Source organism: Streptomyces sp. NPDC014727, from assembly GCF_043083485.1.
In the GTDB taxonomy this organism is placed as follows: domain Bacteria; phylum Actinomycetota; class Actinomycetes; order Streptomycetales; family Streptomycetaceae; genus Streptomyces.
Window position 1 is genome coordinate 19,427 of the sequence record NZ_JBIBYR010000049.1, and the last position, 10,363, is coordinate 29,789.

Below are 10,363 nucleotides of genomic sequence, written 5' to 3' on the forward strand. Positions count from 1 at the left end.
CATGCGGCACTCGGAGCGTCCTGTAAGTCATATACATGACAAGTCGAGCGCGGCGTCGCGTGCTGATGCCGACGCCGCACTCTCAAAGACGCTCTGCGTTCTCGTCGACCAGCGTGCCGTGGAGGCTGCGGATGTGCCGCTCGACCAGGTCGGCGGCCTTCTCGCCCTTGCCCGCGCGCACCAGCCGCAGGAGTTCGGCGTGTTCCGCGTTGAGCGCGGCGGCCGTGGCCGGCCAGTCCTCGGCCTGCTCCAGGGCGCGCAGGATCAGGGGGCGCACCGACTCGCGTACGGCGGAGGTGAGCGTGGAGGTCAGCGCGTTGCCGGAACCGCGCGCGATTTGAACGTGGAAGCGGGTGTCCAGATCGTTGAACTCGGGCACCGCGACATCCGGCTCCCCCATCCGCACGACCAGGGTCTCCGCCTCGTCGAGGTCTTCCTCCGAGGCGTGCCGTGCGGCCGCCTCGAAGCTGGACCTCTCCAGCACGACACGCGCCTCCAGGACGTCCTGGAGGCTGTAGCTCCCCAAGGCGAAGTGCAGACGGAGCAGCCGCCCGAGGGCATCGTCGGGGTTCCGCACGATCCGCGCCCCGGCATCCGGCCCCCGGCCGGGCTGGGCGACCAGCACACCGATGGTCTCCAGCACGCGCAGCGCCTCGCGCAGTGCGGACCGGCTCACCCCGAGCACCGGAGCAAGCTCCCGCTCGGGCGGCAGCCGGTCGCCGGCCCTGAGCTCCCCGGCGAACACCCGCTCCTCGATGCTCCGGAGCACGAGTTCATGCGTACGGGACTGCCGTACGGGTTGCCACTCGACGGGCATCCCGTCACCCCCTGCCTCGGCCGGAATCGTCCGATGTCGTCTCGTCTGCCGCCGACGTTCAACTATGTCACACATCACGTATGGTCGGACCAAAAAGCGCAGGCACGTACCTGCCCGGCAGTCGCGCTCGGGCGTGATCCGCCGACGACGACCATCGTCACCACGGTGTCGGGCCGCGCGCCGGACCGTGCCCCGTGCGCGGCTCGCCGCCCGTGCGGTTCCCCGCTGTCGCGTGAGGCGGCCCGCCGTTCAGTCGTCGAAGGAACCGTGCCGACCGGCGCCGCCGCCGAACCGCTCCGCACCGGCCTGCGTCTCCCCGGCCGTGAGGGGCACCAGGCCGTGCCGGTACTCCCCCGCAAGGGCCTCCGGCTCGCTCAGACCGTGCTGCTCCCTGACCGAGAGCCGGTCGTGACGCAGGCACAGCTGGGGGAACGCGGCGATCTCCCGGGCGAGCCGCTCCGCCGCACGCCGGGCCTCGCCGCGCGGCACGATCCGGTTGACGAGCCCCATGGCACAGGCCTCGGACGCCGGAACGGGGCGCCCGGTGAGAATCATGTCCATGGCGCGGCTCTCGCCGATGAGGCGCGGCAGCCGTACGGTTCCGCCGTCCACCAGGGGCACTCCCCAGCGGCGGCAGAACACTCCGAACACCGCGTCGTCCTCCGCGACGCGCAGATCGCACCAGAGGGCCAGCTCAAGTCCCCCTGCCACGGCATGCCCCGAGACCGCCGCGATGACGGGCTTGCTCAGGCTCATACGGGTCGGGCCCATCGGCCCGTCGCCCTCGGCCCGGACCGCGTTGCCGCGCTCCGTACCGATGCCCTTCAGGTCGGCACCGGCGCAGAACGTACCTCCCTCGCCCCACAGCACGGCGACGGCCGCATCCGGGTCGGCGTCGAACTCGCGGAAGGCGGCGGCCAGTCGGTTTGCCGTCGGGCCGTCCACGGCGTTGCGGACCTCGGGCCGGCTGAGAACCACCGTGAGGACGGGGCCGTCGCGTTCGATCCGTACCGCAGGTGTCTCGCTCATCGTCGCCCTCCACAGGGGTCACGCGGGTCCCGGCGGAGGATCTTCCCGACCGGGGAGTACGGGATGGTGGCCACGAAGCGCACGTTCTTCGCAGCCTGTTCCGGCCACCGTGCGCACGCGCGTGGCCTCACCCCATGCGCAGGGTGACCGAGGTGGTGACCGCCCTCCGTCGGGGTGCGGCCGGATTCATCTGATTCTCACGCAACCGTTCTACCGTGGGCCGTGTGACCCAGACGAGCCCGCCCGGCTGGCATCCAGACCCCGGGTATACAGGAACAGGCCCCGTTCACGAACGCTGGTGGGACGGCAACCAGTGGACCGACCATCTCCGCCTACCGCCCGCCACGATCAGGCGTCGGCGGATACGCATCGGCGTCACCGCGGGTGTGGTGGCGCTCGCCGCGATCGGGACAGGCGTCCTTCTTCTGTCGGATCCTTCCGGCGGCCCCAAGGAGAACGCGGCCACGGCTCCGTCCACCGCGCCCTCCGGCGCTCCCGGCGGCGGCGGAGGCAGGGGCGGCGGCGAGAGCCGGGCACCCGAGCGGCAGTTGCCGCAGACCGAGGACGGCTACGCCACCGATCTGGCCGGGGGCATCAGCCTCCCCGTGCCCGACGGCTGGAAGGGCACGTCGGGAATCGCGGGGGCGGGCGTGACCACCGGTGAGTACGCCTGCCCCGGCGACTCGTCCCAGCAGTGTGTGCGCGGCGGCGTCTTCTCCATGCCGGCGACGGCCCTGAAGCTCGACACCACCACGGCGAAGGCCACGGCGACGAAGGACATCTCCGCCAACGCCGCGGAGTCCTACGGCGAGAAGATCTACGGGGGCATCACCTCGCATCAGGAACTCAAGTCCGAGCCGGTCACCGTGGCCGGCCGGCAGGGCTATCTGGTGCGGTGGAAGGTGGTGACGAAGAACGGCGACGACGGGTACGTGCAGTCGCTGGCCTTTCCGTCCCCCCGCTCCAAGGAGATGCTGATCGTCGTCCGCTCCGGCTTCGACATCAACGCCAAGGCACCGGCGCTGTCCGTCATGGACGACATCACCAAGGGCATCAAGGCCGCCTCGGGTACGGGCTCGGGCCCCGGTACCACCGCATAGGAGCGCGGAGCGCGATCACGTCGAGCGGGCGGCTGCGGCCGACGGGTGTGAGTACAAGAGATCAACCGGCTGAGTACGTCGCCCGATTCACCGGCGGGCCGTGGCTGGTCGAATGGCGGCCATGGCTCCTGACGCACCGCACCGCCCCCGCCTGCAGCACGTCGCCACGGCAGGTACGGCCCTGGCCGTGACCCTGGCCCCGCTGGTGATCGGTGTACTGCTCGCCAAGTCCATGGCGACGGACCCCATGACACCGGTCAACGCGATGGTCACCAGGGGCGGGCAGCCCGTACCCGTGTCGCCCACGCAATTGGGCCGATGCGGCAGGCACGCGCTGCGCGGATGGAAGCGCCCGCTGATCGCGTACAAGCGCCCGCGCGCGCTCGTGCGGCGGTGCCCCGGGGCGCCGCCGCGCGAGCGCTGAGACAACCACGCCCGGCGCACCCGGGCGGGGCCGACGCATCAGGCCCGTCGGCAGTGCAGGAACAACTGGGGCTCGGCCACCGCCGCTTCATGGGCCGGGGTGAACAGGCCGGCCTGCTCCCACAGGACCGCGAATCCGGCCCCGGCGACCAACTCGGTGAACTCCTCGGCGCCGAAGCTGGTCGCCCGCACCTCATGGCCCATGAAGACCACGCTGACGTCCTCGGCGTCCACCGGTACCGTCGCGACGACCAGGTGCCCGCCGGGGACCAGCAGCCGCGCCAGCTTCCGCAGCAGTCGGGACTGGTCGTCGCGGGACATCTGCAGCAACGAGAAGTACACGCAGACCGCGTCGAAACTTCCTTCTTCCAGGGAGAGTTCACGAATGTCAGCGCACTCGAAGGACGCACCGGGCACCTGCCGCGCCGCCAGTTCCACCATGACGGGCGAGACATCGACGCCCAGCACGTCATGACCGGCCTCGGCCAGGGCCTGTGCGGTCGGCCGGCCCGTTCCGCTGCCCACGTCCAGGACCCGGCTGTGCGGTGCGAGATGCTCCAACAGCCGACGCAGTGAGGCATGGTGGGTGGCGGATCCGGCGAACGCCCGCTCGTACTCCGCCCCCAGAGCGTCGAACACCCTGGCGGCGGCGAGGCCGTGTTCGTTGTCCATCGATGTGATTCCTTCCGTTGTCCGGGACGGCTCCGGGGATCGTTCCATCCTTCGAGAAGCCGTTCAACGCGCCACCCTGGCACGGAAGATGGCGAATCCGGCAGCAGCACGGCGAGCGGTCCAGCGGCCCCCGTTGCCGTCCGGCGGCCCGGAGAGAAAAATCCGGTGCCCGACCCGCGCCGGTCTCACTACACTCGCCACGAATCGCACGTCGCATCGCGGCGCGCACCGTGACGAACGAGGGGAGGCCGGCCATGCGTCATCGCACCGCCGTGGTCGTCCCCCGGTCCCGGTACGAGGTGATCCTGGTGTCTTCGTCCGCCCGGTGCCCGCTGCGCGGCCGGCACCGGATGTCCGTGACGAACAACTGACGTCCTCCCGAGGTGTTTCGGGCCGATTCGACGGCTCGTCACCGGTGCGGTGTGCCGCATCGGGGGACATCCGCGCGGCCTGTGGGCGGGCCGGTTCGTCCGGCGATCGCGCCGCTTCATCCGGATCACCCCGAAAGGCAATCGGCCGTGCGTACCGACCTGCACCGTCACCCCATCAGTCCGCTGAACGGCGTTCGTAATCTGGGCATCCTCGCCCACGTCGACGCCGGCAAGACCACCGTCACCGAACGGATCCTCTACCTCACCGGCACCACTCACAAGCGGGGCGAGGTCCACGACGGGACGACCGTCACCGACTTCGACTCCCAGGAGCGCGATCGCGGTATCACCATCTTCGCCGCCGCGGTGAGCTGTACCTGGGACGGCCACCGGATCAATCTGATCGACACCCCTGGCCACGTCGACTTCTCCGACGAGGTGGAGCGCTCGCTGCGGGTGCTCGACGGCGCCGTCGCGGTGTTCGACGCCGTCGCGGGGGTCGAGCCGCAGAGCGAGACGGTGTGGCGGCAGGCCGACCGGCACGGGGTGCCGCGGATCGCCTTCGTCAACAAACTGGACCGCGCCGGGGCCGACCTCGACACGGCGGTCGCTTCGATACGCGAGCGGCTGCACACGGTTCCGCTGGCCGTGCAGATGCCGATCGGGAAGGAGGACGGATTCACCGGAGTGGTGGACCTGCTGCACATGCGGTCGCTGGTCTGGTCCGAAGACGGCACCGCGTTCGAGGAGGGGCGGGTGCCCGACGACCTTCGCGAGGAGGCGCACCACCGGCGCGGGCTGCTCGAGGAGACCGTGGCGGAACTGCACCCGGCGGCGCTGGAGGAGTTCTGCGCTCAGTCGACGGTCTCGGCACCGACCCTGACCGCCGCACTGCGCGATCTGACCCGTACCGGTGAGGCCGTCGTCGTGTTGTGCGGGTCGGCCTACCGCAACCGAGGCATCGAGCCGCTGCTGGAGGCCGTCGTGGCCTACCTGCCCTCGCCCCTGGATGTGCCCGCGGTACGCGGCATGCTGGACGGCGCGGTGCAGGAGCGGCCCGCCGACCCGGCGGCGCCGTTCGCCGCGCTGGTGTTCAAGGTGAACTCGACCGCCACCGGGCGGCTGACCTACCTGCGGGTCTATTCGGGAACGCTCCGGAAGGCGGACACCGTGCTGGACGTGGGCGCGCGGCGCACCGAGCGGATCGGCCGGATCCTGCGGGTCCAGGCCGGGCAACACTCGGACGTGGACCGGGCGGTCGCCGGGGACATCGTCGCGGTGATCGGGCTGAAAGCGGCCCGCGCCGGGGCGACCCTGTCCGCGCCGGCGACACCCCTGGTCCTCGAACCGCCCTCCGTGGCCGATCCGGTCGTCTCCGTGGCGGTCGAGGCCTGCCGGAACATCGACACCGAACGTGTGGTGTCGGCGCTGGCACGGCTGGTGGAGGAGGATCCGTCGCTGGCGGTCCGGACCGATCCCGAGACCGGTCAGACGGTGCTGTCGGGTATGGGAGAACTTCATCTGGAGGTCGCGGTGGAGAAGATCCGGCGAGCTCACGGGCTGGATGTCGGCGTCGGCCGTCCGCAGGTGGCGCACCGGGAGACGGTGGTCCGGGGCGTGTCCGGGCTGGTGTATCGGCATGTCAAGCAGGACGGAGGCGCGGGCCAGTTCGCTCATGTCGTCCTCGATGTGGAGCCGTGGGAGGCCACGAGTGACGACGGTGGTGGCGGGACGACGGACTTCGTGTTCCGGTCCACCGTCGTGGGTGGCCGGGTGCCGCCGGAGTTCGTCCGTGCGGTGGAGGCCGGCTGCCGGGACGCCCTGGCCGAAGGCCCCCTGGGCGGGCACCCGGTGACCGGGCTCCGGGTCACGCTGACCGACGGGGCGACCCACTCCAAGGACTCCTCGGAGATGGCGTTCCGGACGGCCGGACGCCTCGGGCTGCGGGAAGCGCTGCGCAGCAGCGCGATGGTGCTGCTGGAACCGGTGGCCGAGGTCACGGTCACCGTGCCCGACGACGCCGTGGGCGGGGTGCTCGGCGACCTGGCGGCACGGCGTGGCCGGGTCTCGGGCTCGACGGCACGGGCGGGCACCTCGGTGATCACCGCTGCCGTGCCGCTGGCGGAGCTGTTCGGCTACGCCACCCGGCTGCGCAGCCGCACCCGTGGCCGGGGAACGTTCACCACCCGGGCCACCGGCTACGCCCCGGTGCCGAGCGCGGTGTCATCCGCCGGGACATCGGCCCGGTAGTGACCGTGCCGGCCCTGCCCGTTCGCGGGCGGGGCCGGCACGGCCGCCGCATGCACGGCGGCCATGCCGGCCGCGTGACCGAGCCGCCCTGGTCGATTCACCGGGCCCGGCGCGGTGCTCGGCACCCGTGTTCGTGTACGCGACCGGTGGACCCGGGACACCGCTCGCTGATTCACTGCGTGGGAGGCCCACCGACCGGGACCGTACGGCTCTCACGCCCCGGGTCGGCGGGGTCCGCGGGAAGCCCCTGCGCGCCGTTCGCGGTGTTCGGCGCGCAGGGGCCCAGGGCTTGTGGCCACAGCACTGGAGTGCGGTTATGCCGTCGTACAGCATTGGGCAGGCAGCGCGGCTGCTCGGAGTCAGCTCGGAGACCGTCCGCCGGTGGGCGGACGGCGGCAGGCTGCGCATGGGCCGGGACGGCTCGGGCAACCGGGTGATCGACGGAGCGAGTCTGGCGGTCTTCGCCAAGGAGCGTGGGTCCGGCCTGCACGCCGTGCCGGACGAACTGCCCACATCCGTGCGCAATTCCTTCGCGGGGATCGTGACCGCTCTACGGGTCGACGACGTGGCGGCACAGGTGGAGGTCCAGTCGGGGCCGCACCGGCTGGTGTCGCTCGTGACGCGCGAGGCCGTCGAGGAACTCGGGCTGGCCGTCGGGGTCACCGTCACCGCGCGGGTGAAGTCGACGAACGTCCACATCGACCTGCCCTGACCCCCGCGGTCGTCAGCGGCACAACAGTGCCGCGCGCAGATCCAGCTTGTGGTCGAGGCGGGAGATGTCCCGGCCCGTGAGGCTTTCGACGCGCTGGATGCGGTAGTGGACCGTGTTCACGTGGAGGTGCAGGGCCTCGGCGGTCCTGGCCCAGGAGCAGTTGTGCGCCAGGAAGACTTCGAGCGTCGCGAGCAGCGTGGCGTTCGAGGCTCGATCGGCGCGCAGGAGCGGGCCGAGCACCGTGTCGCGGAAGACGGCCCGCACGTCGTGGGGCACGCCCGCCACCAGGGTCTCCAAGCTGGAGAGGTCGTCGACGGCTGCCACCCGCGCGATGTGCGGGGCCGTCGTGCGGGCCGCGGCGAGCGCGTGGCGGGCCTGCGCGAGGGCCGTGCCCAGCTCCTCAGGGGCGGCGACGGGCCGGCTGACCCCTGCGTGCAGAACGGCATCGGGGCGGCAGGCGGGCAGCAGTGGCCACACCTCCCCCAGCCCTGCCCGGACATCGCATTCCGATCACGTCGGGGTACGCCGCGCCGACGAGTCCCGTCAGCCGCCCGCCGGCTTCTCGGCCCGCGGTCCCTCGCCGGTCGCCGCGGCGCCGATGCCGCCCCAGAAGCTCGGCCATCTCCTGCAGAACGCGCGGTGGCGCCCCTCGCTCCAGTGCGCGGCCCAGTTCCCCGCGTACGTTCTCGGGGAGCGCGTAGTGGTCCGTGGGGCGACGGCTGAGCTCTCCCCACTGGCGGAGGTAGACCGCTTCGGTGATCGCCCGGAAGCTCGTGTGCGCCGGAACGGCCAGCAGTGCGATCCGATGCCTGCGGCAGGTGTCGACCAGCTCGCCGGGGACCTCGCCGTCTCGAAACCCACGGCTGCGTGGCGTACTTCGAGCCGAAGGAGGACGGGACGGGCGAGCGCCTGACCGTGCGCTCCTCCACCCAGACGCCGTTCCTGACCCGGCGCGCCCTGTGCGCGCTGTACGGCCTGCCGGAGGACGAGGTCCGTGTGGTCGCGGGCCGCGTCGGCGGCGGGTTCGGCGGCAAGCAGGAGATGCTCACCGAGGACATCGTGGCGCTTGCCGCGCTGAAGCTGCGTCGGCCGGTGAAGTTGGAGTACACCCGCGCCGAGCAGTTCCACGGAGCGACCACCCGGCATCCCTTCGTCATCGGCATCAAGGTCGGGGCCCGCGCGGACGACACCCTGACCGCCGTGCAGATGCGGGTGGTCTCCAACACGGGCGCGTACGGCAACCACGGCCCGGCCGTCATGTTCCACAGCGTGGGTGAGTCCTTCGCCGTCTACCGCGCCCCGTACAAGAAGGTGGACGCCTACTCGGTCTGCACCAACGCCGTCCCCGCGGGCGCATTCCGGGGGTACGGACTGGGTCAGGTCACCTTCGCCGTCGAGTCCGTGACGGACGAGCTCGCCCGCCGCCTCGGCATGGATCGGGCAGGTCGAGGGCGGGGTGGCCCAGGCACTCGGGGCGACCCTCTTCGAGAACGTACGACTCGACGAGCGCGGCGAGGTCACCACGGCCGCGTTCCGCCGCTACCGGCTCCCCCAGTACGCCGACGTCCCCCGGACCGAGGTCCATTTCACGGAGACCACCGACGCGATCGGCCCGCTCGGCGCCAAGTCCATGAGCGAGAGCCCCTTCAATCCCGTCGCGCCCGCCTTCGCCAACGCTCTGCGCGACGCGACCGGGATCCGCTTCACCGAACTTCCCCTCACCCGCGATCGCGTCTGGCTCACTCTCAATCGGCACGCACACGCCGCCGAGGACCGGCCTCTTGGTTCATGAACCTGGAGAATGCGATCGCTTCACTCGTAGCAAGCTCACAATCACGCGCGAAACAGCGTGATTTGGGTGGCAATCACGATTCCCGCCCCGGGCGGTCGGGTATCACTGGGCGCAGTCGCGGCGCCGACCGCCCGAAGGGGATTGACGATGAGCCGGCTCAGCACTCCACCGCATTCGACCACCGCCCGGCACGGCACCTTCGCACTCTGGGGGGAAGTGGCGCTTCCGACGACACTGACCGTCGCCGACCTGCGGCAGGGCTGGGATCAGCACCGTGCCGACGTCGTATTCGACTGCGCGACCGCCGGGCCGCAGCATCACACCTTCGAAGGACCGCTGCTGCGCGAGGTCGTGAGCCGGACGCGGCCGCACTTCGACCCGGTCCGGCGCAAGGAGCGCTCCCGCTTCCTGCTCGCCGTGAGCGGTGGCGACGGCCACCACACCGTCCTGTCGTGGGCGGAGATCGACGCCGACTTCGGCAACGCCCCCATGCTCCTCGCGACGTGCATGGACGACGAGGACCTCGACACGGCCGGCCCCCAGCTCGTCGTCCCGTCCGACCGCTGCGGAGCCCGTTACGTCAGCGCCGTCACGACCATCTGGATCGGCGCCTGCCGCATGCCCGGCGCCCCCTCGCGAAAGGACTGAGACGCCGGGACGCCGTCCTCCGTCCCGGCCGCACGTCCGCCGGGCATCGGCCACCGACCGCGCGAACCGCTGCACCGGCGTGGACCCGGTCGCGACCCGCCACGACGAGCGCGGGCGCCACCTTCCCGGGACGCCACGCGGCCCGTACTCCTCGCCGAGCCCGATCGAGGTCACCCGCTGACACGGTCGAGGGCGTCGGCCTCCGCCCGTCGCCGGAAATGATCGAGGGGCCGTTTCGGATTCCTCCGAAACGGCCCCTCCAACCACGACTCGTCCGAGTCGGGACGACAGGATTTGAACCTGCGACCCCTTGACCCCCAGTCAAGTGCGCTACCAAGCTGCGCCACGTCCCGATGCCCGCCTGACCTGGGGTTTCCCTCCTGGCCGAACGCGCATGAGAACAATACCGCACTCGGGCGGGTGGTCACGAACCGCTTTCCCCGCTTGACCTCAACTTGATCTTTAAGGCTGCTACTCGGCCCCGCCGCGTCGAGATATATCCGTTTTGCGCTGTTTCTTGCCGACTGGGTGGCGGGGTGCGGGGGTGGA

At 71.3% G+C, this 10,363-nt stretch carries 9 protein-coding genes, 1 tRNA gene and 1 pseudogene; 6 read left to right on the forward strand and 5 right to left on the reverse strand.

From position 1 onward, the window contains the following. Positions 1 to 82: 82 nt before the first annotated feature. Positions 83 to 817: a FadR/GntR family transcriptional regulator gene (locus ACF1B9_RS36660; protein WP_391746797.1), complete on the reverse strand. Its 735-nt coding sequence runs from the start codon at positions 815 to 817 to the stop codon at positions 83 to 85. Positions 818 to 1,066: 249 nt separating this feature from the next. Further along, the gene (locus ACF1B9_RS36665; RefSeq protein ID WP_391746796.1) at positions 1,067 to 1,846 is read right to left on the reverse strand and encodes a crotonase/enoyl-CoA hydratase family protein; all 780 of its coding nucleotides are present in this window, start codon (positions 1,844 to 1,846) and stop codon (positions 1,067 to 1,069) included. Between the two features lie 224 nt (positions 1,847 to 2,070). Between ACF1B9_RS36665 and ACF1B9_RS36670 the strand changes: the two genes are divergently transcribed. Both ACF1B9_RS36670 and ACF1B9_RS36675 read left to right on the forward strand, forming a co-directional pair. Next, on the forward strand, positions 2,071 to 2,946 hold the full coding sequence (locus tag ACF1B9_RS36670) for a DUF2510 domain-containing protein (protein ID WP_391746795.1): 876 nt from the start codon (positions 2,071 to 2,073) through the stop codon (positions 2,944 to 2,946). A gap of 121 nt (positions 2,947 to 3,067) precedes the next feature. Continuing rightward, positions 3,068 to 3,370: a hypothetical protein gene (locus tag ACF1B9_RS36675; protein ID WP_391746794.1), complete on the forward strand. Its 303-nt coding sequence runs from the start codon at positions 3,068 to 3,070 to the stop codon at positions 3,368 to 3,370. Positions 3,371 to 3,408: 38 nt separating this feature from the next. Here ACF1B9_RS36675 and ACF1B9_RS36680 read toward each other — a convergent pair whose 3' ends face one another. Next, positions 3,409 to 4,041: a class I SAM-dependent methyltransferase gene (locus ACF1B9_RS36680; RefSeq protein WP_391746793.1), complete on the reverse strand. Its 633-nt coding sequence runs from the start codon at positions 4,039 to 4,041 to the stop codon at positions 3,409 to 3,411. 518 nt (positions 4,042 to 4,559) lie between these two features. Here ACF1B9_RS36680 and fusA point away from each other — a divergent pair. Beyond that, a complete protein-coding gene (fusA, locus tag ACF1B9_RS36685) occupies positions 4,560 to 6,662 on the forward strand; it encodes an elongation factor G (protein ID WP_391746792.1) in 2,103 nt (700 codons plus the stop codon). Between the two features lie 316 nt (positions 6,663 to 6,978). Continuing rightward, a complete protein-coding gene (locus ACF1B9_RS36690; RefSeq protein ID WP_391746791.1) occupies positions 6,979 to 7,374 on the forward strand; it encodes a molybdopterin-binding protein in 396 nt (131 codons plus the stop codon). A 12-nt stretch (positions 7,375 to 7,386) separates the two neighbouring features. Here ACF1B9_RS36690 and ACF1B9_RS36695 read toward each other — a convergent pair whose 3' ends face one another. Further along, entirely contained in the window at positions 7,387 to 7,851 is a 465-nt protein-coding gene (locus ACF1B9_RS36695) for a PucR family transcriptional regulator (protein ID WP_391746790.1), read from the reverse strand. A gap of 372 nt (positions 7,852 to 8,223) precedes the next feature. Here ACF1B9_RS36695 and ACF1B9_RS36700 point away from each other — a divergent pair. Then, positions 8,224 to 9,166 (forward strand): annotated as a pseudogene (locus ACF1B9_RS36700) (molybdopterin cofactor-binding domain-containing protein); the annotation flags it as partial. Between the two features lie 147 nt (positions 9,167 to 9,313). Then, positions 9,314 to 9,814: a molybdopterin-dependent oxidoreductase gene (locus ACF1B9_RS36705; protein ID WP_391746789.1), complete on the forward strand. Its 501-nt coding sequence runs from the start codon at positions 9,314 to 9,316 to the stop codon at positions 9,812 to 9,814. A gap of 279 nt (positions 9,815 to 10,093) precedes the next feature. On the opposite strand, the gene ACF1B9_RS36710 is transcribed toward ACF1B9_RS36705, so the two are convergent. Further along, positions 10,094 to 10,167, reverse strand: a tRNA-Pro gene (locus ACF1B9_RS36710). Between the last annotated feature and the right edge of the window lie 196 nt (positions 10,168 to 10,363).